The organism is Methylomonas albis, assembly GCF_014850955.1.
GTDB lineage: Bacteria > Pseudomonadota > Gammaproteobacteria > Methylococcales > Methylomonadaceae > Methylomonas > Methylomonas albis.
The window spans coordinates 238,215-262,077 of record NZ_JACXSS010000001.1 but is presented as its reverse complement, the minus strand read 5'-3'; the positions used below and the strand labels follow the sequence as shown (position 1 = coordinate 262,077).

The 23,863-nt window shown below is 48.7% G+C and carries 20 protein-coding genes, 2 tRNA genes and 1 rRNA gene; 5 read left to right on the top strand and 18 right to left on the bottom strand.

What is annotated here, in order from left to right:
* Positions 1-304 precede the first annotated feature (304 nt).
* The 13 genes from EBA_RS01150 to EBA_RS01090 all read right to left on the bottom strand — a co-directional run bounded on the left by EBA_RS01150 (position 305) and on the right by EBA_RS01090 (position 11,571).
* Positions 305-380 (bottom strand) — tRNA-Ala (locus tag EBA_RS01150).
* A 114-nt stretch (positions 381-494) separates the two neighbouring features.
* Positions 495-571 (bottom strand) — tRNA-Ile (locus EBA_RS01145).
* A 61-nt stretch (positions 572-632) separates the two neighbouring features.
* A 16S ribosomal RNA gene (locus tag EBA_RS01140) occupies positions 633-2,166 on the bottom strand.
* Positions 2,167-2,576: 410 nt separating this feature from the next.
* Positions 2,577-3,470 carry a tyrosine recombinase XerC gene (xerC, locus tag EBA_RS01135; RefSeq protein ID WP_192372457.1) on the bottom strand — a complete coding sequence of 298 codons (894 nt, stop codon included), beginning with the start codon at positions 3,468-3,470 and terminating at the stop codon, positions 2,577-2,579.
* A gap of 5 nt (positions 3,471-3,475) precedes the next feature.
* Entirely contained in the window at positions 3,476-4,165 is a 690-nt protein-coding gene (locus tag EBA_RS01130) for a DUF484 family protein (RefSeq protein WP_192372455.1), read from the bottom strand.
* The gene (gene dapF, locus EBA_RS01125) at positions 4,162-4,992 is read right to left on the bottom strand and encodes a diaminopimelate epimerase (protein WP_192372453.1); all 831 of its coding nucleotides are present in this window, start codon (positions 4,990-4,992) and stop codon (positions 4,162-4,164) included. The genes EBA_RS01130 and dapF overlap by 4 nt, the downstream gene beginning before the upstream one ends.
* A gap of 2 nt (positions 4,993-4,994) precedes the next feature.
* Complete coding sequence (lysA, locus tag EBA_RS01120) at positions 4,995-6,245, bottom strand: diaminopimelate decarboxylase (RefSeq protein WP_192372451.1); 1,251 nt, start codon at positions 6,243-6,245, stop codon at positions 4,995-4,997.
* A 3-nt stretch (positions 6,246-6,248) separates the two neighbouring features.
* On the bottom strand, positions 6,249-6,374 hold the full coding sequence (lptM, locus tag EBA_RS24830; protein ID WP_192372448.1) for an LPS translocon maturation chaperone LptM: 126 nt from the start codon (positions 6,372-6,374) through the stop codon (positions 6,249-6,251).
* 140 nt (positions 6,375-6,514) lie between these two features.
* Positions 6,515-8,758: a type IV pilus secretin PilQ gene (pilQ, locus tag EBA_RS01110; RefSeq protein ID WP_192372446.1), complete on the bottom strand. Its 2,244-nt coding sequence runs from the start codon at positions 8,756-8,758 to the stop codon at positions 6,515-6,517.
* Between the two features lie 2 nt (positions 8,759-8,760).
* Positions 8,761-9,318 (bottom strand): pilus assembly protein PilP, encoded by a 558-nt coding sequence (locus EBA_RS01105; protein WP_192372444.1) that lies wholly within the window; start codon positions 9,316-9,318, stop codon positions 8,761-8,763.
* On the bottom strand, positions 9,315-9,941 hold the full coding sequence (locus tag EBA_RS01100) for a type IV pilus inner membrane component PilO (RefSeq protein ID WP_192372442.1): 627 nt from the start codon (positions 9,939-9,941) through the stop codon (positions 9,315-9,317). Before EBA_RS01100 ends, EBA_RS01105 begins: the two co-directional genes overlap by 4 nt.
* On the bottom strand, positions 9,938-10,510 hold the full coding sequence (locus EBA_RS01095) for a PilN domain-containing protein (protein WP_192372440.1): 573 nt from the start codon (positions 10,508-10,510) through the stop codon (positions 9,938-9,940). Before EBA_RS01095 ends, EBA_RS01100 begins: the two co-directional genes overlap by 4 nt.
* The gene (locus tag EBA_RS01090) at positions 10,510-11,571 is read right to left on the bottom strand and encodes a pilus assembly protein PilM (protein ID WP_192372437.1); all 1,062 of its coding nucleotides are present in this window, start codon (positions 11,569-11,571) and stop codon (positions 10,510-10,512) included. Before EBA_RS01090 ends, EBA_RS01095 begins: the two co-directional genes overlap by 1 nt.
* A 213-nt stretch (positions 11,572-11,784) precedes the next feature.
* Between EBA_RS01090 and EBA_RS01085 the strand changes: the two genes are divergently transcribed.
* Positions 11,785-14,148 (top strand): penicillin-binding protein 1A, encoded by a 2,364-nt coding sequence (locus EBA_RS01085; RefSeq protein WP_192372435.1) that lies wholly within the window; start codon positions 11,785-11,787, stop codon positions 14,146-14,148.
* A 71-nt stretch (positions 14,149-14,219) separates the two neighbouring features.
* Here EBA_RS01085 and rpmE read toward each other — a convergent pair whose 3' ends face one another.
* The 3 genes from rpmE to nhaD all read right to left on the bottom strand — a co-directional run bounded on the left by rpmE (position 14,220) and on the right by nhaD (position 17,572).
* A complete protein-coding gene (gene rpmE / locus EBA_RS01080; RefSeq protein WP_081607938.1) occupies positions 14,220-14,420 on the bottom strand; it encodes a 50S ribosomal protein L31 in 201 nt (66 codons plus the stop codon).
* Positions 14,421-14,622: 202 nt separating this feature from the next.
* The gene (locus EBA_RS01075; protein ID WP_225615817.1) at positions 14,623-15,981 is read right to left on the bottom strand and encodes an AmpG family muropeptide MFS transporter; all 1,359 of its coding nucleotides are present in this window, start codon (positions 15,979-15,981) and stop codon (positions 14,623-14,625) included.
* 283 nt (positions 15,982-16,264) lie between these two features.
* Positions 16,265-17,572 (bottom strand): sodium:proton antiporter NhaD, encoded by a 1,308-nt coding sequence (gene nhaD / locus EBA_RS01070; RefSeq protein WP_225616432.1) that lies wholly within the window; start codon positions 17,570-17,572, stop codon positions 16,265-16,267.
* Positions 17,573-17,784: 212 nt separating this feature from the next.
* On the opposite strand from nhaD, the gene EBA_RS01065 reads away from it, so the two are divergent.
* Together EBA_RS01065 and EBA_RS01060 are read left to right on the top strand one after the other, a co-directional pair.
* Positions 17,785-19,437, top strand: a complete 1,653-nt coding sequence (locus EBA_RS01065) for a nitrite/sulfite reductase (protein ID WP_192372429.1) — start codon at positions 17,785-17,787, stop codon at positions 19,435-19,437.
* Positions 19,424-19,879 (top strand): DUF934 domain-containing protein, encoded by a 456-nt coding sequence (locus EBA_RS01060; protein ID WP_192372427.1) that lies wholly within the window; start codon positions 19,424-19,426, stop codon positions 19,877-19,879. Before EBA_RS01065 ends, EBA_RS01060 begins: the two co-directional genes overlap by 14 nt.
* A 113-nt stretch (positions 19,880-19,992) precedes the next feature.
* Here EBA_RS01060 and EBA_RS01055 read toward each other — a convergent pair whose 3' ends face one another.
* Positions 19,993-21,354: a S41 family peptidase gene (locus EBA_RS01055; RefSeq protein ID WP_192372425.1), complete on the bottom strand. Its 1,362-nt coding sequence runs from the start codon at positions 21,352-21,354 to the stop codon at positions 19,993-19,995.
* Between the two features lie 37 nt (positions 21,355-21,391).
* Positions 21,392-22,537, bottom strand: a complete 1,146-nt coding sequence (locus tag EBA_RS01050; protein WP_229427816.1) for a murein hydrolase activator EnvC family protein — start codon at positions 22,535-22,537, stop codon at positions 21,392-21,394.
* Between the two features lie 538 nt (positions 22,538-23,075).
* Here EBA_RS01050 and EBA_RS01045 point away from each other — a divergent pair.
* Positions 23,076-23,387 (top strand): ArsR/SmtB family transcription factor, encoded by a 312-nt coding sequence (locus EBA_RS01045; RefSeq protein WP_036278096.1) that lies wholly within the window; start codon positions 23,076-23,078, stop codon positions 23,385-23,387.
* Positions 23,388-23,422: 35 nt separating this feature from the next.
* A complete protein-coding gene (locus EBA_RS01040) occupies positions 23,423-23,857 on the top strand; it encodes a rhodanese-like domain-containing protein (protein ID WP_192372420.1) in 435 nt (144 codons plus the stop codon).
* Positions 23,858-23,863: the final 6 nt, after the last annotated feature.

The following is a 23,863-nucleotide window of genomic DNA, read 5'->3' as shown; positions in this document are numbered from 1 at the left end:
CTGTACTTTGGTTATACTGTCAGCTGACATTTTCGCTGATTTTTTCTGCTTGAGAACGACATGCTGCCTGACCTCTGCCGTTCTCTTTCGAGAATGACGTCATTCAAACCGCAACTCGTTTTAGTTCGATCATTGCTGATCGTTACTATAGTTACAGATTTCCATATTGTTAAAGAGCTATCGGTACGAATACCAATGCTATAAAGTCTTTATCTACTCATTGAGATAAAACCTTATAGCGCTGACGTCCTAACATCGACTATCTACTTATGACGAACTGGTTTACCCTCAGCGTTCAGCATGATGGTGGAGCCAGGGAGGATCGAACTCCCGACCTCCTGCGTGCAAGGCAGGCGCTCTCCCAGCTGAGCTATGGCCCCTAAAACAGACTAAAGACCAAGACTCAAGCCAAAATCCGACTTCGCCCAATGTTCCACTCTAGCCAGAATCATTGTCTGTTCGTATTCGCCTTGTCGCTTTCGCCTTTTATGCGTTGGTGGGTCTGGGAGGAGTTGAACCTCCGACCTCACCCTTATCAGGGGTGCGCTCTAACCAACTGAGCTACAGACCCAGGTGCGTCTTTCAATCGAAATAATTTGTTGTGAGTACGTATGACAGTTACTCTGTCTTTGTAAGGAGGTGATCCAGCCCCAGGTTCCCCTAGGGCTACCTTGTTACGACTTCACCCCAGTCATGAATCACAAAGTGGTAAGCGCCCTCCCGAAGGTTAAACTACCTACTTCTTTTGCAACCCACTCCCATGGTGTGACGGGCGGTGTGTACAAGGCCCGGGAACGTATTCACCGCGGCATTCTGATCCGCGATTACTAGCGATTCCGACTTCACGCAGTCGAGTTGCAGACTGCGATCCGGACTGGGACCGGCTTTTTGGGATTCGCTTACTCTCGCGAGTTCGCAGCCCTCTGTACCGGCCATTGTAGCACGTGTGTAGCCCTACCCATAAGGGCCATGATGACTTGACGTCGTCCCCACCTTCCTCCGGTTTATCACCGGCAGTCTCCCTAGAGTTCCCGCCATTACGCGCTGGCAACTAAGGATAAGGGTTGCGCTCGTTACGGGACTTAACCCAACATCTCACGACACGAGCTGACGACAGCCATGCAGCACCTGTGTTCGAGTTCCCGAAGGCACTCTCTCATCTCTGAAAGATTCTCGACATGTCAAGGGTAGGTAAGGTTCTTCGCGTTGCATCGAATTAAACCACATGCTCCACCGCTTGTGCGGGCCCCCGTCAATTCATTTGAGTTTTAGCCTTGCGGCCGTACTCCCCAGGCGGTCAACTTAATACGTTAGCTCCACTACTAAGTTCTTTAAGAACCCAACAGTTAGTTGACATCGTTTACGGCGTGGACTACCAGGGTATCTAATCCTGTTTGCTACCCACGCTTTCGTACCTCAGCGTCAGTTTTAGTCCAGGGAGCCGCCTTCGCCACTGGTGTTCCTTCAGATCTCTACGCATTTCACCGCTACACCTGAAATTCCACTCCCCTCTACTAAACTCTAGCCTGCCAGTATCAAATGCAGTTCCCAGGTTAAGCCCAGGGCTTTCACATCTGACTGAACAAGCCGCCTACGCACGCTTTACGCCCAGTAATTCCGATTAACGCTTGCACCCTCCGTATTACCGCGGCTGCTGGCACGGAGTTAGCCGGTGCTTCTTGTATAGGTAATGTCAGTCTACCGGGTATTAACCGATAGGTATTCCTTCCTATTGAAAGTGCTTTACAACCCTCAGGCCTTCTTCACACACGCGGTATTGCTGGATCAGGCTTTCGCCCATTGTCCAATATTCCCCACTGCTGCCTCCCGTAGGAGTCTGGGCCGTGTCTCAGTCCCAGTGTGGCTGATCATCCTCTCAGACCAGCTATGGATCGTCGCCTTGGTAGGCCATTACCCTACCAACTAGCTAATCCAACATAGGCTCATCTATTAGCGCCAGGTCCGAAGATCCCCAGCTTTCCCCCGTAGGGCGTATGCGGTATTAGCGTGAGTTTCCCCACGTTGTCCCCCACTAATAGGCAGATTCCTATGCATTACTCACCCGTCCGCCACTCGTCAGCGCCCGAAGGCCTGCTACCGTTCGACTTGCATGTGTTAAGCATACCGCCAGCGTTCAATCTGAGCCATGATCAAACTCTTCAGTTTAATTTTAACTTGTTACTAAACAAGATTAGTAACCAATCTTGGCTCGACTACAGAACATCTTTTCTTGCGAATTGACGTGGTTTCTGTGTCGACTATCTCTATAACAGAGCATCGCCATCACACATACCCACACAAATTATTTCGATTTAGTTTGTTAAAGAGCCAGAGCACTTTGCCCTGTTGAGCCGACGTATTCTACAGCGTTTTCAGTTTCTGTCAAATTTATTTTTAAGTCATTTCAAAAAACCGAAACACCAAAAAAAAAAAACGAATCCACCAATCAACAGCCTCAAACCCGCCGAACCAAGCCGACCGCTTTACCACCAAAACCAAGTTGCTTTAGCAGTGAAGAGCCGTCCATTCTAGTCATACAAACTCTAGGCGTCAAGCACTATTTTACTCAGCACCCTTCAGCCTTTGCGCGAGCGCGGATGCGCTTGATCATATACGGCCGCTAAATGCTGAAAATCCAAATGTGTGTATATCTGCGTCGTCGATATATTGCTATGCCCTAGCAATTCTTGGACTGCCCTAATATCTTGACTAGCCTCAAGAAGATGGCTTGCGAAAGAATGCCTTAACATATGAGGATGAAGATGCTCGGCTATTCCGTTTTTTTTACCCCAACGATCCAATCTAAGCTGCACACTTCTTTGCGACAAACGGCGCCCCTCTAAAGAAACAAACACTGCCTCGCCAATCCCGTCGGGTCGACTTACCAACCAAGTCTTAAGTGCATCAAGGGCTTTCTTACCAACGGGCAGCTGTCTTTGCTTGCCGCCTTTACCAAATCTAACCCTCAAAAAACCTTCGGTAAAATCGATGTCTGATCGATCAAGCATTACCAATTCACTGAGCCGCACTCCAGAGGAATAAAACAGTTCGAACATTGCCAAATCCCTGACTTCCAAAACCGAATCCGGCATTGCATTTAACATCCCTGTCATCTGGTCGACATCCAACACATGAGGGAGCCGTTTGGATACCTTAGGCGCCTGTACATGCTGAGCAGGGTTACTCTCCACTTTGTTAGTTTTGAGCAAAAACCTATAAAAACTACGCAGCGCCGCAAGCTCACGTTGAATCGTTTTGCTCCCTATACCATTTTTATGGCGCCCGGCAATATATTTCCGCACATCGCGATCCAGCACGTGCTGCCAAAACACAAGTCCTTGCATATCGCAGAAACTTTGAAAGCGCTTTAAATCCCGCCGGTAATTCGCCGACGTATGCGCTGAAACGCGCTTTTCCGAAACTAAATAGCAAAAATACAACTGTAAGGCATCATCCGCTTCGGCATGCATGACACTTAATCCATTTGCTGTAGCAATGAAATAAGGCGCGTCCCAATAATCTCGCTCATTTGGGTTAAAAATATGCTACCCATACTGTAGTGAAACCGTGACTCATCGCGGCTACCAATTGCCAACAACCCATCAAGCTGCGTAAACACCATTGGTATGATTGCGCACGAGCGGACTTCAGTGGCCACATCACCGAATAAAAATCTAGATTGGGCCAAGGTCGGCCGACCACATTTTGGCTGGTTTGTCGCTAATTCATTGGAAAAATGCTTCAAATTAGCATCATCTACTCCAACAAATAAATTACTGATTGGCGATAGCGGTTGCTCTTTGATGATCTTAATGGCCACGAAATCAGTGACAAAACATTCGGCCAAGACTTCGCTTAAATTGGCTACCGCATCTTCCAAGGAATTTGCCTCCAGCATGGCTAGCGTCAACTCATGCATACGATTGAATGACGCGTCATTTTCCCGAGCAATGTCAATCAATGCGGTCAATTGATTTTCTTGCTCCTGGTGCTTTGCCCTGAAAATCTCCAGTTGTTTGGAAATTAACGATATCGCGTTTCCGCTAGGGTGAGGTATGTGCATCTTCTCCAGCAAATCCAGATGATTCTGAAAAAATTCGGGATGATCTTGCAAATAAGCCTTAACACGGGCTTCGGTCAATAAGACTTTTGGTTCACTGCTCATAGCGTTATTTGCCCCTCGAATACCGTGGTAGCCGCCCCCGTCATCAGAACAGGGAGGCCGTTCCCAACCCAGCTAATAGTTAATTCCCCGCCAGGCAAGTGAACTTGAACTTCCTGATCCAACAAACCTTGCTCGATACCCGCCACAACGGCGGCACAAGCACCGCTACCACACGCCAAAGTCTCTGCCGCCCCTCGCTCGTAAACTCGCAACTCTATTTGCCGGCGATTAATAATTTGCATGAAACCAATATTGGCTCGCTCCGGAAATAACTCATGACACTCCAGCCGAGCACCAATCGTTAGCACGGGTGCGCTCACCACATCCTCGACCAGAATAACCACATGAGGATTTCCCATTGATACGGCTGCGAACTCGATTTCGCCCTCCGCCAACTTCACTTTATACAGCTTGGACTGCTCGGAAACATTTAACGGTATTTGCTTAGGTTCGAGCGCCGGAACGCCCATGTCAACGGTGATCAAACCTCCAGCATCAAACCTTAGTGCTAGCTGTCTCGCATCAGTATCGACAATAATTTCGTCTTTATTGCTTAAGCCTTTGTCGCGCACGAAGCGAGCAAAGCAACGCGCACCATTTCCGCACTGAGCAACCTCACTGCCGTCAGCATTAAAGATCCGGTATTTAAATTCGGCATTGGCGCTAATCGGCTTTTCCACAAACAACAATTGATCGCAACCCACGCCAAAATGACGATCCGCCAAAAATCGAATCTGTTCTATAGTCAATTGGATTGGCTGGTTTATGGCGTCGATCACGACAAAATCATTGCCCAAGCCCTGCATTTTGGTGAAATTAATCTTCATATCTACTCAGGCAAAAGTTGTTCGCCAACCCACAATTGATCCAAAGTTTCTCGGGCTCGAATAAGATGCGTTTTGTCACCATCCACCATCACTTCTGCCGCTCGCGGCCTTGAGTTATAGTTTGAACTCATCGTAAATCCGTAGGCGCCCGCCGAACGAACCGCTAATAGATCTCCTTGCTTCAACTTCAATAACCTAGCCTTCCCTAAAAAGTCGCCCGTCTCGCAAACCGGGCCGACAATATCCCATTCCAACTCGGGCTGACCGCTGTCGGCATTCGCGGGAATAATTTCCTGCCATGCCCCGTATAAAGCCGGCCTGACCAGATCATTCATCGCCGCATCGACAATGGCAAAGTTTTTATTATCCGCCGGCTTAAGGTACTCCACTCTGGTTAACAATATTCCGGCATTACCGACAATTGCCCGCCCCGGTTCCAGTAGGATTTCAAAATTTCGCCCCTCCAAACGCTGCAGCAAAGCGGCGATATACTCGGAAGGCTGCGGCGGTTGCTCATCGCGATAACAAATACCCAGCCCTCCCCCTAAGTCAAGGTGGTGCAATTCAATACCTTCCCCGCGCAGTTCATCAACCAAGGCCAGCACCCTATCCAACGCATCCAGAAACGGTACTGTTTCCGTCAATTGGGAGCCAATATGGCAATCGATACCAACAATTTTGATATTCGGCATCTGCGCGGCGCGCTTATATTCGTGAATGGCTTGCTTGATATCGATCCCGAATTTATTCTCCTTCAACCCGGTGGAAATATAGGGATGAGTCTTGGCGTCAACATCAGGATTAACCCGGAAAGACACAGGCGCGACAACACCCAATTCACCGGCTAAACGGTTGATACGATCCAACTCACCGCTGACCTCGACATTAAAGCAGCGTATACCAATTTTCAGCGCCGCCAAGATTTCGTCTTCGCGCTTACCGACGCCGGAAAACACAATTCTGTCAGGACTACCACCCGCTGCCAACACCCGCTGCAGCTCACCTAGCGATACGATATCGAATCCGGACCCCAGCCGGGCCAACAGATTGAGAATAGCAATATTTGAGTTTGCTTTTACGGCATAACAAATAAGATGAGGATGACCGGCAAAGCCTTGATCGAAGGCTTGCCAATGTCTTTCCAGAGTAGCTCGCGAGTAGACATAACAGGGTGTGCCGTAGTTTTCGGCAATTTCGTCAACAGAAATGCTTTCGGCAAACAGCTTGTGTTGCCGATAATTAAAAAAATCCATGGCTTATTTGTCTTGTTTAGGTACGTATATAGGCGGTGGGCTATCGGGCATGTATAGCGGCCCGGTTTGGCCGCAGGCCTGCAACAGCAGCGCCCAGAGAACTAGGGTTAAAACATTGTTTGTCGTCATATTCGTAACGATTGGATAATGAACGCGGAATATAGCATAGCCCACGCCGTAAAAGAACGAACACTGGCAGCCACGCAATCTCCGCAAAGCACAAAAAAAGGGGCTTGACGCCCCTTTTTGCTAACCGACCAAGCAACAAATCATTTTGCCGTCATAGACTCTTTCACAACTTTAGGGGTAATAAACACCAATAATTCTTTTTTAGTATCATTCTTGACACTTTTCTTGAACATCCAGCCAATCACCGGCAAGTCCGACACCCAAGGCACAGTATTGTAGGACTCTTGGACAGTTGACTCATAGATACCACCCAATACCACTGTCTCGCCGTCTTCAACCTGAACTTTGGTTTTCAACTGCCTGGTATCGATAGGCACAGTGGCATTGCCGCCCGTCGCCAATGGAGTACCGGGAGAATCTTTTTTAATGTCCAACTGCATAATCACACTACCGCTTGGGGTAATTTGTGGTGTGACATTCAGCTCCAATACCGCATCAACCAATTGAGTAACCGGCCCAGTTGACTGACTCTGCGTTTGGTAAGGGATCTGTACGCCTTGCTTTATCGAAGCCTGTACCCTGTCACTGGTCATTACCCTTGGATTGGATACCAATTCGCCCTTACCGTCATCCTGCAACGCGCTTATTTCGAGATTCAACAAGTAATCTGCGCCACGCGCCAAAGTCAGCGCCAAAGCTCCCCCACTTGATGCCGCCAACGCAGATCCTAAATCCGACAAGATTTGTGAATTTTCACTAGTTTCAGCACCGCTGGCAGTCATTCCATATTGGGTGCCGCTATTTACGTTGGCTTTATGCGCCACCCCAAATTTAGTACCCAAATTCTGAGCAAAGGAGGTATCGGCGATCACGATCCGCGATTCGATCAAAACTTGACGCACAGGAACGTCCAACAACTTGATCATTCTGCGCACATCTTCCATTGCTTTTGCCGTATCCTTGATAATCAAGGTGTTTGTCCGGGCATCCTGGATCGCTGTACCTCGTGGTGAAAGTAATCTCATACCACTTCCTGCGCCGGCGCCTGCTTGACCGGACGCACCACCAACACCAGCCTGCTGACCGCCACTACTAGCACCGCCGCCACATCCACCGCCACCGCCGCCACCTCCCGCACCGGATTGTCCACCTTGCGAGTTGTTACCGACGCCTATCAATACGCCACAAATCTCACTGGCTCTGGCGTAGTTAATCTGAATATTTTCGGTTTTCAACGGTTCAAGTTCTTCAAAGATCTTTTTCGAATCAAGTTCTTCCTGCTCGATTTTCATGATCTCGGCAACGGGAGCCACCATCACCACATTACCATTCTGCCTTTTTGCCAAGCCTTTGGATTTTAGAATCAATTCCAAAGCCTGATCCCAAGGTACATCGTTCAATCTGAGCGTCACATTGCCTGCTACGGAATCAGCGGCAATGATATTAAGCTCGGTAAAGTCGGCCAGAATTTGCAGCACTGAACGCACTTCAATATCTTGAAAATTTAATGACAGCTTGTTGCCAACATAAGGGAATTTCTCTTTTTGCTGCGCTTCCTTTTCCGCTGGCGTCAAAGGTCGAAACTCAACAGTCAACAAATTATCAGACTGATAGGAGGAGTAATCGTAATTGCCGTTGTTAGGTGTAATAACAATGTTGACGCTATCGCCTCTTGGAGAGGCTTCAATTTTTTGCACTGGCGTCGCAAAGTCTGATACATCGAAACTCTTGATTAGAGAATCGGGCAACTTGGTATTAAGAAAGCTTAACACCACTTTGCCTGCATTTTGCTTGGCATCCACGACGGTATTTGCCGCTGACAACCCCAGCAATAAGCGTCCCTCGCCATTAGGACCACGCCGGAAATCGATACTTTTGATGTTTTGTTCGGGCAAAAATTTGCTGATTACCGAATCCTTGGCAGCCGGAGTTTGCTGTGCCACTCGATTCACTGCCGCAACGGTTCCGCCGGACTTCAACACCACATAAAACTTATTGCCCTCGACTTTAGTTTCGTAAGGCACTTTTTCTATTAAATTGATAATAACCCGAGTACGCCCCGACGCCTCTACTACATAAACAGTACCCGCAGCACCTTGATTAATGGGGAAGCTTTTTTTTGCCAGATTACTTTTCACGCCGGCAAAGTCCAATGCAATTCTGGAAGGATTATCGGTCTGGAAAATTTTTGGCGCTACTATCGGACCATCCATTTCCAGTTGCACTTGCACTTGATTTCCGGCCAACGTGGAAAACTCCAAGTTGTTTATTGCCCCTTCATCGGCGCTTACCCGCGCAACGTGCGTAAAACAACCCAGCAACACTACACACCAGAAACCGAAGCCGGCCGCTTTCCACCCGTTTTTATTTTGTTTAGTACTCATTTCTATAACCCTTTTTCATCGGCCAATGCCAGTGAAGACTGTTGTTCGCGCCAAGCGCCCGGCTTATCAGGTACGATTTCCATTAGTTCTATTTTGTCGTCAAGAATACGCAGAATTTTGCCGTAATTTTGCCCCATATGATGTCCGACCTGGACTCGATGGATTGTGCCGTCCCTAGCTCTAATTAAGCCCCAATACCCTTTATCGTTGCGCAGAGTGCCAACCATACGCAGACTATCCAGCGGATAAGCTTCCAACTCTTCCTTGCGACGCTCTATATCGGGCTTAACACCGTTGATGCCGGAGACATCGATATTGCTATCATCATCCTTTCTTTCGATGGACCTAAAAGGGTCCCGCAAACCATCGGGTTTGAATATAAACGACTCAACCACTTTGATTTCAGGCAATGGCTCAATGGCAGCCTTGGGCCGTGCTTTTACTTCTTGAATGTATTTGGTTAGATCGCTGACATCGTCACCACCGCAACCGGCCATCCCAACTAAAAGCAAACTCAATGCCGGCAAGGTCGGAAATACTTTCACTCGACCGCGCCTCATTGTCCTCTCCTTTTCTTAGCTGCGGGTCCAGCAGCAGCTTGCGCCGCTTCGCCCTCATTATAGGTTTTTATGGTTGCACTCATACTCATGCCATCTTTGCCTTCTTTACCCATCGGCGTCATAACCACATCATGCACCGTCACAATCCGGGGTAACGAAGCCAAACCGCTAACAAACAAGCCCAACTCTTCATACTTACCGACAACCTGAATGCCAATGGGCAATTCAGAATAAAACTCTCTACTAATTTCAACACTCGGCTGAAACAATTTAAACTCCAGCCCACTGGCCAATCCGGTTTGGGAAATGTCAACCAACAAACTAGCCACTTCGGCCTTGGTGGGCATTTGCTTGAGCATCTCACCTAGCGACGCTTCGATTTGATCCAGCTGGTCGCGGTAATCCTGCAGATTTACAGCCTTTTTCTGCTTAACTTCAAACGCACTTTTCAAACTCTCTTCTTGTTTTTCAAGCACATCCAATTCGTCCAATTGCGGCACCGTAACAAAGTACACCCCCGCGGCAGCGGTTAATGCCGAAAAAATGAGTATTACGATAATCTTCAGCGGCGTCGGCCAGCTGCCGGCCGAATTTATGTCCCAATTTATTTCAGACAAATTCATTTGACCGCTCCTGGCTGAGTCTTACCGGTCTTCTTGCCTTGCTTGGCAGTCAGAGTGAAGTCATTCATCTGTCCGTCTTTCTTGCCTTCGCCTTTAATTACGGTGAGGACAGAGGTATTCATCCAGGGTGAGTTATCGATAGCTCGCATATACGCTGATACCCGCGCATTCGATTCCGCCTTTCCGTCCAAAGTCAAAACCGATCCGACTTGCGCAAATTTCGTCAGATAAATACCATCCGGCGTGGTTTTGGCTAATTCGTCGAACAAATGCACCACCTCCGGCCGGCTTTCCTGCAGCTTTTGGATCACTTCAATTTTGGTCAATAACCTGTTTTTCTTATCTTCGATTTCTTTGATTTCTTGAATTCGCTTATCCAAGATGGCTATTTCGTTTTGCAGGAGGGTGTTTCTGCGAGCCTGGTACTCTTTAATCCCTTCTATATACATAAACACGACGACCAAAATCAGTGCTGTCACCAAAACACCAGCACCTATACCCGCCACAAAATCCTGCTGCTTTTTTTTGCGCAGTTCTTCTCGCCAGGGGAGTAAATTAATTCTTGCCATTAATCGAAACTCCTTAACGCTAAACCACACGCTATCATCATCGCTGGCGTATCGTTGCTCAGACTTTGCGGTTTGACCCGATTAGACAGCGCCATATTGATGAACGGATTGGCAATGTAAGACGGGATGCCCAGATCACGTTCCACCAATTTGTCCAAACCCGCGATTGATGCGCAACCGCCGGCAAGTACCAAGGCATCGACGCCGCGATTGGCGCTAGAGGAAACGAAGAATTGCAACGATCTGGCGATTTGCTGCAACATGGCTTTTTTGAAGGGGTCCAGCACATCCGTTACGTAATTATCCGGCAAACCGCCATGTTTCTTGGCCAAGCCGGCTTCTTCATAAGAAAGGCCGTAGCGGCGCTGAATCTCTTCGGTTAGCTGCTTACCACCAAAGCCCTGTTCTCGGGTATAAACCGTTTTACCCTCATGCAGAATGTTCAGAGAGGTCATGGTTGCGCCAATGTCGGCTATTGCGACAGTCATATTGCCTGCTCCTTCCGGCAACTGATCCGCCAACAAGGAAAACGCATTCTCCATCGCAAACGCTTCCACATCGACTACAACTGCCTTCAAGCCAGCATAGGCGAGCGCGGCAACCCGATCCTCAATGTTTTCTCGCCGAGAAGCCGCCAACAACACATCGACCATATCCGGATTATTTTTGGTTACGCCCTGAACTTCGAAATCGAGATTAACTTCGTCCAACGAATACGGAATGTACTGATCCGCCTCCACCATTATCTGCTCTTCCATGTCCCTATCGGACAAGGAGGCAGGCATCGAAATAATTTTGGTCATCACCGACGACCCCGCAACCGCGACGCTCGCCTGCTTTGCCCGAGTACCGGATTGCTTAACCGCCGCTTTTATTACCGCGCCGATTTGCTCGATATTAGTGATGTTCTTATCGACTATGGCATCCTGCGGCAATGGCGCTACCGAGTAGCTTTCTACCCGGTAACGAGCACCCACTCGGCTCAATTCCAACAATTTAACCGCAGCTGTACTAATATCCACACCCAGCACAGCCGACGGATTCCTGCTCAACCAGCTCATGAATGAACCCTTTTTAGATCGAATATGATTGAATTTGGCTCAAGCATGCTCAGACGAGGTCATGCAGAACCCACATGGCCTTGAAGTATAGTAGATTTTTTTATTTTCATCCTCTTAGATAAACCACTTTACAAGTAACTTTAGGTTGTTCCCAATATCAAAAGGGTTTATTTTGACCGGCAATTTGTATTTTAGCAGTGCGTTCGAATTTCAGTGCCCATTAAGCAACCCCCCAAACCCAAATCCCTGATCAAGACACTTTTTAAGTGGCTGGCCTTTTTATTTTTTGCATTTATCGGTACATTTCTGATCGCCAGTTACTTTTTCCTTGTCGAGCTCGACAAGGAGCTACCAGATATAGACCAGTTGCAGCATGTTCAATATCAGATGCCATTGAACATCTACAGCCAGGATAATCTGTTGATCGCTCAATTTGGTGAGAAACGCAGAATCCCGATCAGCAGCGAACAAGTTCCTCCGCAATTATTAAAGGCGTTCATAGCGGCAGAAGATGACCGGTTTTATAAACACAATGGCGTCGATTTCAAAGGCCTAATCCGCGCAGCTAGCCAATTAGCAGTCACCGGCAAGAAGAGACAAGGCGGCAGTACCATCACAATGCAAGTTGCCCGCAATTTCCTACTTAGTAACGAAAGGACCTATTTACGCAAGCTTAAGGAAATCATCCTAGCCCTGAAAATAGAGCGGCAATACTCCAAAGATCAGATTATGGATCTTTATTTGAACAAAATTTATATGGGTCAACGCGCCTATGGCGTAGCAGCGGCCGCGCAAACCTATTACGGTAAAGATATTGTCGAGCTATCCCTAGCTCAACAAGCGATGATTGCCGGCCTGCCAAAAGCGCCATCCATTTATAACCCGATCACCAATTCTCAGCGCGCTATAGAGCGGCGAAATTACGTATTACGCCGGATGCTCGATTTACATTATATAAATCAGCATGATTACGATTTAGCGGTGCAGGCAGCTGATAACGCTGAGATTCAAGCAATAAATGTCGAGCTACAGGCACCATATATCGCGGAAATGGTTAGACAGGAAGTCATGTCCAAATACGGCGAAACAGCCTATACCTTGGGTTTGAAAATTTATACCACCATCCCCAGTCAATTACAGTTGGCAGCAGAGGATGCTTTACAAAAAACGCTGCACGAATATGACGAGCGCCACGGCTATCGCGGCTTCCCTCATAAAAATACGCAAATAAATGGCATTCAACTAAGCGGCAACGTTATTGGAGACGCTAGGCAAGCCCTGATAACGGCACTCACCGACGGTGGGGTTACCGCAAAACTTTATGACAACACGCAGATCGACATAGCCTGGAAAAATATTCAATGGGCAAAACCTTACCCGGAAAAAAATATTGGCACCGACAAAGCTTTTCTTAAACCAAACGACATCATCTGGGTTAGACAATTAGCCACAGACGAATGGGCGCTAACGCAAATTCCAGAGGCTGAAGCTGCTTTTGTAGCGATCAACCCCAACAATGGCGCGATTCTGGCGCTATGCGGTGGCTTTGATTTTTATCACAGCAAATATAACCGCGCTACGCAATCTAAGCGTCAGCCGGGCTCGGGATTCAAGCCTATCGTTTACACAGCCGCATTAGAAAAAGGCTTCACCGCAGCCAGCATCATTAATGACGCGCCGATTGTGATCGAGGATCCCTCTCAAGAAAACGATTGGCGTCCGGAAAATTATAGCCACCGTTTTCTGGGCCCAACATCGCTAAGAGTTGCATTACGTGAATCGATTAACCTGGTATCCGTGCGCTTGCTGCAGGAAATCGGCGTATCCCAGGCAATAGATACGGCCATACGCTTTGGTTTCGACAAAGAACAACTACCCGGCACATTGTCTCTGGCCTTGGGTAGCGGCTATGCTTCGCCGTTGCGCATGGCATCGGCCTATGCGGTTTTTGCCAATGGCGGTTTTTTGGTAAAACCCTATCTCATTGAACGCATTGAAGACCACCAAGGCAACGTGTTGTTACAAGCCAACCCAGCAGTAGCATGCGCCGATTGTCCCGACCAGACCCCACCGCCGACAAACCGAGCACCGCGATCCATTTCAGCAAAAATCAATTTTCTGGCAAACAGCTTGCTGCGAGATGTTGTGCAACGCGGCACAGCAACCCAAGCCAAACAATTAGGTCGTAACGACTTGGCCGGCAAAACCGGCACCACTAACGAACAAAGAGACGCGTGGTTTAACGGTTTTGCTTCGGATATAGTCGCTTCTGCATGGATAGGATTCGATAACTCATCGCCACTTGGTCACGGCGAGACGGGCGGCAAAGTGGCACTACCTATGTGGATAAAATTCATGAAATCGGTGCAACAAAACTTCCCGGAAAAACCACTAACTCAGCCGAACGGTATCGTCCAAGCGTACATAAATCCGGATGACGGGTTATTGCTAGATCAGGCAGCGAAAGGAGGTGTTTGGGAGTACTTTAGCGAAGAAACCGTACCGACAGCTACTTCTGCACCGAAATCGGAAGAGCCCACAGAGGAAGAAAAGTTTGCGGAAGAAGCGTTATTTTAGAAGGTGGTGTATAACTCAGAGGAATCTGGCCGCCAATTGATCGACGGCCGAATCAAGCTTCTCGAAAATTTTTATTTCCCGAATTTTTTACGGAATTTATCAACGCGACCCGAAGTGTCAACGACGCGCTGTTTACCGGTATAAAACGGATGGCACGACGAACACACCTCGATGTGTAAATCAGAGGCCAGCACAGAACCGGTTTGAAAAGTATTGCCGCACCCGCAAGTTACAGTAATTTGTTTATATTCTGGATGTATTTCTGGTTTCATAGCGCTCACATACCCGTTCCGGGCTACATACTTGATAGAGAACTGCTTATGATACGAGTTCGACGGATAATCTGCAACACAAAACGAGTTTCGCGGCAAATTCAGCGGGCAAGACCATCGCCAGCATTCCCTGCCCTCACCAACAGCACCATTAGAATCACTACCAGTAGACCAACGAACTCAGAATAGATTAAGACAAGGGCTATCGTTTGAAATTCTGCACGCGCCAAAGCAGCAGTAATAGCAGCAGCGGAGGTACCGCGGTCAAGCCAGTGACCACGAACGCCCTGGCATAGGCTCCGAGCAACCCGTAGATTGGCATTAGAGTTTCGACCGCAATCCCGGAGAATCCTTTCAGGAACTTGCCGAGTAAGGCGTAGATTGAGGACAGCATGGCATACTGGGTGGCGGTGTAGCCCAGGCTGGTCAGGCCCGACATATAAGTTACCAAGGCAACGCCAGCAAAGGATTGAGCAAACGCGTCGAGTGTCATGACTGCGGCGAAAACCGTCGTGCCAGCGTTGATACTGAGCAAGGCGAATGCCGCCGTGCCAAAGCCCTCGAGCACGAGCCCTGCGATCAGTGTTGGTAGAAATCCCAGTCGCAGGGCACTAAGACCGGCAGCGGCTATCCCGAAAAAGGTCGCAACCAGCCCGAATGAGCCGCGGACCCAGGCCACCGTGTCCTTGGAGAGCCCCAGGTCGTGATAGTAGGGGTTGTACATTGGCCCCATCACGAAGTCTGGCAAGCGATAGAGCGCCACCATCAGCAGCATAAGCAGTCCGGTCACCTTGTGTTTGGCGAAGAAGTCGATGAACGGGCCGGCAATCGCGTCGGCGAGGCCGCGCAAAGTCCAAAGAGGCAGCCTCTGATGCAACACCACCTCGGCGCGAGCGGGTTCAGCCGCGAACAGAGTTGCTATCATGCAGAGCACCATCAATACCGCCATGGCAACGTACGACATGCCCCACCCAACACGGGCCGCAGCAGCGATGATCAAGGCGTCGGTAATGATGAGGGCGACACGGTATCCGACCTGCGCCGCCGAAGTCATCAACCCAACTTCGTCGGCGTCGGAAGCAGATTCGATGCGCCAAGCGTCGATGGCGATGTCCTGCGTAGCTGACGCGAAGGCCGTCAACAACGCGAAGGCGCCAATAGCCGCCAACCCGTCTGCCGTCCCGACAGTGGCCATGCCCAGCAGCCCGATGGCGACCAAAATCTGACACAGGAGTATCCAGCCGCGACGCCGTCCCAGACGGCCCAGCAGCGGCACGTCGATACGGTCCACTAGGGGCGACCAGTACACCTTGAAAGCGTAGGCGAAGCCGACCCAGGAGATGAAGCCGATGGCGGCAAGGCTAGTGCCGTAGTCCCGCAGCCAGTAGCCGAAGGTGTTGGCCGTCAGCAGAAAGGGCAGGCCTGAGGCAAACCCCAGCGCTACCATCACAGCGACCTTGGGCTGCTTGATCTCACGCAGCACCTCCAACGCGGTGCGTTTTCGACGAGCGGAGGGGGCGGTCGCGGTAGATTGGGGCTCCAGCGACGGATTGTCAGCCAAAGAAGGAGCTCCGAGCGTCGGCATGCTTATGCAGGAATAATACTTTAAACAAGTAAGCTATTCCCACCAAACTAAGAGAGCCGATGATGGACGGATAAACTTGCTAATCGACCAGACAATCCGATAAAACCAAAGGCATCATCAAGAAGGGAAGGCCAGTAGGAGCCGAGAAATATCATACTCGGCGCCATGGCCTGTAGAAAGAGAAAGCGCTACGCCAACTATTGACAGTCTTTGTCACGCGCCTTCCCTTTTTTATTGCAGTTTTATTAAAATCGACGAATTAACCGTTGATCAAATAGTGAGTCACGATACTCGCCGCATAGCCTATGGCGATAACTGGCGTCCATTTCAAGTGACTGAAGAAAGTGTATTTGTGATTGGATTGCCCCATCAAAGCCACGCCCGCCGCAGAACCCACCGAGAATAAAGAGCCACCCACCCCGGCAGTCAATGTCACCAACAACCATTGATACAGATCCATGTCCAAATTCATGTTCAATACCGCAAACATAACCGGAATGTTATCAACAACCGCTGAAATGATACCGACCAGGATGTTAGCCGTAGTTTGACCAAGACCGTCGTACATCGCGCCGGACAACAACTCCAGATAGCCAATATAACCCAAGCCGCCTACTGCGAAGACCACGCCGAAAAAGAACAGCAACGTATCCCATTCAGCTTCCTTTACGCGATCAAATACATCAAGATGCACCTCATCGGCTGAGGCGAAGCGCATCTTTATGTAGTATATGAATAACATCAAAATGGACAACCCGGCCATCATGCCCATGAACGGCGGCAAATGCAGAAATTGTTTGAAGCTGACCGCCAAACCAATAGTCACGCCAAACAAACCGCAAACCACCCAACCGCCTGGCTTCAACTCCACCGCAGCCTCATTGGTCGCCAACGGCTGACCACTCGGAACCGCTTGCGCCATGAAGAAAGCAGGAACCACAAAGTTAACCACAGATGGAATAAATAAACGGAAGAAATCGAAGAATTCAGCATAACCCGCTTGCCAAACCATCAGTGTGGTAATGTCCCCGAACGGGCAAAATGCCCCTCCCGCATTGGCCGCGATCACCAAGTTAACAAAACCGACCGACACAAATTTTTCATTGTCCGCGCCAACTGCCATCACCACCGCACCCACCAACAATGCAGAAGTTAGATTATCCGCAACTGCGGAGAGGAAGAATGTAATAATTCCGGTAATCCAAAACAGCTGCTTGTAACCAAACTGCTTTCTGATCAACCATGAACGCAGGGCTTCAAACACATTCCGCTCGGCCATGGTATTGATGTATGTCATGGCCACCAGCAAAAACAGCATCAATTCGGCATATTCTTTTAAGTCATGTTCAAAAGCTTTGTGTAGTTCTTCACCCGACACACCGGCTTCCTGAGCCAATATTGCCACATGCCCCCAAATCACGGCGGCAGCAAAAATGACCGGCTTGGATTTACGCAAATGCGTAAATTCTTCTGCCATCACGAAACCATAGGCCACCAAAAAGATCAGAACGGTATAAATGCCCCGCTCGGTTCCGGTTAAGCCGAGATTATGAAACTCTTCAGCCATGGCGATTTCCGGCAAAAACAGCAAGCCGGCCAAAATTAACAGTAAGCGCAACAAGATAGCCCCCTTTATCCTCTATGTTTTAGTCATTATTGAAAGCGGAAAAAACTAACCGGGCATGTTATCACCATACAATATTCTTTGTCATTTAATCCCGGCCAGTATATTATTCAGATACCTAGCAAAATAGTATGTAAACCAAACATCGCCCTTAAATGTATCAATATAACAAGCAAGATCAAACACTTATAGAAGAGCGCGTTAACGAGTTTCGCGGACAAACCCAACGTTTTTTAAACGGCGAACTCGGCCCGGACCAGTTCAGAGCCTTGCGCCTAATGAATGGTTTGTACGTACAAACGCACGCCCCCATGCTCAGAGTCGCAGTACCTTACGGCCTGCTCTCTTCCAAGCAATTACGAAAACTGGCTTCGGTTGCTCGAGACTACGACCATGGCTACTGCCACTTCACAACCCGCCAAAATGTGCAATACAACTGGCCGGAACTTGGCCGAGTGCCTGACCTGCTCGCAGAACTAGCAACGGTGCAAATGCATGCGATTCAAACTAGCGGTAACTGCCTGAGAAATACGTCCTCAGACCATTTGGCCGGTATTTGCAAAGATGAAATCGAAGATCCGCGCCCGTATTGCGAGATCATTCGGCAATGGACAACATTGCATCCTGAATTTGCGTTTTTACCGCGCAAATTCAAAATTGCCGTCAGCGGCGCTACGCATGACCGCGTGGCCGCGCAATTCCATGACATTGGCGTGTATTTGGTAAAAAACGAAGCCGGCGAAATCGGCTTTAGAATCCTGGCCGGCGGCGGCTTGGGCAGGACGCCCGTCATTGGTCAAACGGTTAGGCCTTTCCTGGAAAAGCAACATTTGCTGTCTTATTTGGAAGCGATTTTGCGGGTCTACAACCTATTCGGCAGACGCGACAACAAATATAAAGCGCGTATCAAAATCTTGGTCAAGGAAACCGGCCTGGAGAAATTCACCGCCATGGTCGAAAAGGAATGGCTACGAATTAAGAATGACATGCTGCTGAGTCATGAGCGCATCGACGAGATCAAAGCCCAGTTCGCACCACCGGCTTACGACGTTACCGCTAGCAACGATGGCTCTTTAGACGCCCATTTAGCCGACAATTCCGCTTTTGCAAAGTGGGTTAAATACAATACGGTTGAGCACAAAGTTTCTGGCTATCGCGGCGTTTATGTTTCTTTGAAAGCGCCCGATTCACCGCCTGGCGATATGACCGCGGAACAACTTGAAGCCGTCGCCGATTTGGCCGACCAATATAGTTTCGGCGAAATCAGAAGTACGCATCGGCAAAACCTGGTCTTGGCCGATGTAAAACAAGCGGATCTGTTTACAGTATGGCAACAACTAAACGCCATCAAATTGGCTACGCCCAACATCGGCACCGTCACCGACATGATTTGCTGCCCCGGTCTGGATTTTTGCTCACTGGCCAACGCCGGCTCGATCGGCGTCGCTAAAGAGATTAACGAAGCTCTCGATGACCTGGATTACATTCACGGCATCGGCGACATCAAAATCAATATGTCCGGGTGCATGAACGGCTGCGCTCATCAAAGCGTCGGTCATATCGGCATTCTCGGCGTCGATAAACATGGTGAGGAATGGTATCAAATCACCTTGGGCGGCTCTTCGGAAAACGAAGCAGCGATAGGCGAGCGCCTAGGCCCATCGATTCCCAAAAGCCAAATCACCGCCACCATAACAACGATATTAGACGTTTACGTCAAGCAACGCCTTGAAGACGAAGCATTCTTAGAGACCGTCAAACGCGTTGGCCTGGAACCATTTAAAGAAAGAGTTTATGCAAATCATTAAAGATAGACAGTTGGTAGACAATACTTGGACTTTTATTGCCGACGACAGTCCGCTACCGGAAAACGGCGATATTACAGTCACATTGGCACGCTGGCTGGCAGACAAAGAACAATTACTCAAACGCCCTGGTAAAACTGGCGTACGCATAAACCCCAGCGAGCAAATTGAACTTCTCGCCGGCGACCTGGCAAAAGTTGGCGTAATAGAGCTTAATTTTCCGATATTCGGCGATGGCAGACTTTTTTCGCAAGCACGTTTGCTACGTAGCCGCGACGGTTATCTAGGAGAAATCAGAGCTGTTGGCGATTATCTGCCCGACCAAGTATTTTATTTGGCACGAGTAGGCGTTAATGCGTTTGAGTTTGCCGACCCAAACCATATCCAAGAAGCACTCGCAGCCATGAACAATTTTTCGGTACGCTATCAGGCATCGACAAACTGAGACAAAACAGCCGGTTTTTCTTGAACCCCCGATAATTACAAACATTAAACACATAAAAAACCCGCTTGACGGCTATCGTCAAGCGGGTTTTTCTTTGCCTAATACTTAGGGAACTACTTTCTGATAATGCTGATGCCTTTCAGCAGATTTAACGCCTCATGCAAAGGGTAATCGCGAATTTCCGCTTCTGAAGATTCAGCGGCATCACCCTTTTCAGGCTGATCTTTCGCATCGTCTTTATCCTCATCTTCGGATTTTTTCTCCGGCTTGGCATTACCGTTAGTCAAGTGATGCGTCAAATCAGCTTCTTTAATCGATTCGATTTTAGCCTTATCCAGCGACTCCAACTTCACTCTTGCCAAAGTCACATCAGGCTCTATGCCCTGCGCCTGAATGGAGCGACCGGAAGGCGTAAAGTAACGCGCCGTAGTTAGCTTGACCGCCGCACCATTGCTGGTTGGCAGAATAGTTTGCACGGAGCCCTTCCCAAAAGACTTCTCACCCATAATGATGGCGCGCTTGTGATCCTGCAGCGCACCGGCAACAATTTCCGATGCCGACGCCGAACCGCCATTGATCAACACCACAATCGGCGCGCCGTTAATCACATCGTCTGGCGTTGCACTAAAACGCATTTCTGAGTTTTTGATTCTGCCTTCGGTATAAACGATCAAACCGGACTCGATAAACGCATCGCTAACATCGACAGCAGCATTCAAAACACCGCCAGGGTTATTACGCAAATCCAACACGACCCCTTTCAGCGGGCCTTCGTTTTCTTTTTTTAGTTCGTCAACTGCATCCAACAAGCCCTGGCCAGTACCCGATTGAAAGCTACTGATTCTCAAGTAACCGTAATTTTTTTCCAGCAGCTTGTTTTTAACGCTTTTGACTTTGATGATGTCACGGGTCAATGTAAATTTCAGCGGCGCTTCTTCACCTTCGCGAACAACGGTCAATACGATGTCACTACCTGGTTCACCACGCATAATTTTTACTGCGTCGGCCAGTGTCATGCCTTTAACCGGCTTGTCGTCCAGTCGCACGATTAAATCGCCCGCCTTAATGCCAGCACGTTGCGCAGGTGTATCGTCGATCGGAGAAACGACTTTTACGAAACCGTTTTCCATGCCCACTTCAATACCCAAGCCGCCAAATTGGCCAGTGGTGCCTTCTTGCAACTCTTTATATTCTTCGCTAGCCAGATAAGCCGAGTGCGGATCAAGACCGGACAACATACCGCGGATCGCATCTTCCAACAGTTTTTTGTCGGATACAGGCTCGACATAATCCTGTTTGATACGCCCGAATATCTCGGTAAATGTCCGTAATTCATCGAAAGGCAAGGCCTGTAAATCATCCGCCTTGCTCGGAACAGGCGTTTCCTTTTCCGCCAGGACACTGCTACACAAACTCAGTGTCGCACCTAAAATAAAACCGACCAATAAAATCAAAATATTTCTGTTTTTTAGCATGTGTTTTAAAACTCCAACAACCTGTTCCTGTAAATGATTAACCCTTGGCCGGTTTGCGGCACCATTGCTCGGGATTAATGGGCCGACCTTTTTTCCTTATGCCAAAGTACAACGCTGCATCCGCACGCCCACCGCTACGCCCAACCGAAGCCAGTGTCTCGCCAGCCCTAACATGCTCTCCCACGTTTTTATGCAAACTTTGATTGAATGCATACAAACTCATATAACCTTTACCGTGATCGACAATTATCATCAAACCATAACCTCGCAACCAATCGGCATAAACAACTCTCCCAGCAGTAACGGCATGAATATCGGCACCTTCGCGGGCACTAATCACCACACCATCCCAGGTTGTCTCGTAACGGCGACTGCCAAAACGATCAGTTATTGCACCTTGCACCGGCCAAGGCAGTTTTCCTTGCAACTCGGCAAAAGAGAGGCCCGCGGGCTCGCGAACCAGATTCACTTCGGTTTTTTTAGGTGGCTCGGGTTGCTCCGCAGGTTTTTCGTGCTTTTCAAGCACGAGCTCCGGTTCAACCGTGGGTTCGTGAGCTTCATTATCATCAGTTTTCTGTAATGATGCTACCAAGGCCTGCAATTTTTTCTCGTCATGCATCAAACCAGCCATCTGAACGCTTTTCGATGCATAGTCTTGCTCAATGCTGGCAAGCAAGACTTCTCGCTGCTTTCTCAGCGTCTGCATCACCTCGGTTTCTTGTTGTTTCTTTTCGAGCGACACCTGCAATAGCTGGGTTTCTGTGTCTTTTTGCGCCTCCAACTGCCGCAAAACCTTGAAATCTTCAGCCATGGCCTCAAGTTTTTGTAATCGGGCCTTGCTAACGTAGTCGTAGTAAACCAGCATCCGGCTTGATACAGCCGGATTGTGTTGATTCAGAATAACCTTCAATCCCTCCTTATCGCCGCCCATCGCATAAATCGCCTTGATCAGCCCCTCCAGCTCCTTCTCCTGGCTACGCATGTCTTTTTGAGTGGCAACGCTCTTATTACGAACGTCCTGCAGCGCCTGCTCTTGTTGCTTGATTTCGGCTTTGATAGCTCGCAGACCATTCGCAAGCTCTCCGTATTGTCGCTCCAACTTTTGCAACTGCTCTAACAATCGAGATTTTTCAACTGCCAGACTTTTAACATCATCGCCCACTTGCTGAATTTGCGATTGCACCTCGACCAATCTACGGGCCTTTTCGGTATCGCCCTTAACGGGTAAAGCCCAACCAATCGCCAGACAAGCAAACAAAAAGTAACTATCAACTTGCATCGACTAGGCAACCAACGACGACCGTCCTGCCATTCCCGCCCAGCCAATCTTCCTGATTTCGCTCAACGTCATAGCATTATCAGCATCTTCCGCTCTGACACCTAAACCATCGAGACTCAGCAGCAATAACGGTTTTGATAGGTTCGCCACTTGTTATAAACTCCAAACATTAGTTTTGCAGGTTTTTACTAGGTAAAATTTAAGCTTGTTAAATGAGCTGACTCGCCAAACTCCCAGCTATTTTTCCGAAGCCGCTAGCGGAGGGTATTGAACAATAAAGCCCACTCTGTTAGATTTGCTCTCCTTTGTATTGCACCAGCGCAAGCAATTAAACCCACTTACACCGTAGAGGCATTATACCAGCACAAGGATGCCGTCATAGTTCGAAAAGTGCCATTGTTCGCTCACCGCCCTTAACTTTTGCCAAGATCATCGTTATTAAATGGAAGACAAAAACGATACCATCCTTTACGACGACACCGATATTAATCGGGCCGCGCGCTGTTTGAAAGCGATGTCCCATCCACTGCGCCTAAAAATCCTGTGCGTGCTCGGTAATAACTCGATCAGCGTGCAAGACATCGTTGAGCAAGTTGGCACGAGTCAAAGCAATATTTCCCAGCATCTGGCGATACTGCGAGATAAAGGGATTCTTGACTACAAAAAAGAAGCCAATAGGGTTTACTACTTCATCGACGACGAACGCGTAATACATCTGATCCAAATGATGCGCAGCGTTTTTTGCGGCACTTAAACAGCATTCCATAACTACTAAAATAAACCACCGCAATGGACCAATACATAGAATTTGCCACCAATCACTATTTGCTAGCATTCTCGCTGGTATGCGTTATCTTCCTGCTAATCCAGGACTTGTTCGCGAACTCATTTAATAAGTACGAAAGCATTTCTCCATTGATCGCCGTAACCAAAATGAACAGCGACGATGTCGTGGTGCTCGACGTCAGAGAAACCAACGAATTCATCAAAAGCCATATCGAGAATGCAATCAACATCCCGTTAAGCAAAGTGGAAGAACAAATTGGCTCGCTGGAAAAACACAAAACCCATCCGGTGATCGTTACCTGTCAGACCGGCGCCCGCTCGGTAGCCGCATGTAAAACGCTTACCAAAAGCGGATTTGAGAACGTATTTAATATGACTGGCGGCATGCAATCCTGGGAAGATAACAAACTCCCCATCAAAGTCAGCAGTAAAAACTAAAGTTTA